At 65.3% G+C, this 619-nt stretch carries 1 pseudogene; it reads left to right on the top strand.

The window, feature by feature from the left end:
- Positions 1-619 (top strand): annotated as a pseudogene (locus tag J8I34_RS34280) (IS21 family transposase); the annotation flags it as partial.

Raw genomic sequence — 619 nt, forward strand, 5'->3', positions numbered from 1 at the left:
TAGCCAGGAGATCGCCGCCGCCAAGGCCGGCATCAGTGTGCGCAGTGCCCGGCGTATCGAACGTGATAGCCAACTGCCTTCGCAGAAGCCCCGCCGTTACTGGCGCTCACGGCCAGATCCGTTCGTCGAGGTCTGGGACACGGAAGTCGTGCCGATGCTTGCCGGCGAGCCCCGCCTGCAGGCCATCACCATTCTGCGCAAGCTTCAGGACGATCACCCGGACCAGTACCCCGACAGCATGCGCCGCACGCTCGAACGGGCATCAGCAAGTGGCGGGCTGTGTCCGGGCCGCCCAAGGAAGTCTTTTTCCCGCAGGAGCATGCTCCGGGGATTCGGGCGCTGTCGGACTTCACCGACATGCAAGCGCTGGCCGTCACTATCGCCGGCGCTCCATTCCGCCTGTATCACTTCGTGTTTGCATTCTCTCGCTGGGAGTACGCCCAGGTGGTCGAAGGCGGGGAGAGCTTCGAGGCGCTGTCTTCGGGCTTGCAGAGCGCGCTCCGGCAGGCCGGCGGCTGCCCGCGCGAACATCGCACCGACAGCCTGTCGGCGGCGTTCAAGAACCTGCAGGAGCAGGACGACTTCACAACGCGCTACGAAGCGCTGCTGGAACACTATG

Source organism: Cupriavidus phytohabitans (assembly GCF_017815025.1).
In the GTDB taxonomy this organism is placed as follows: domain Bacteria; phylum Pseudomonadota; class Gammaproteobacteria; order Burkholderiales; family Burkholderiaceae; genus Cupriavidus.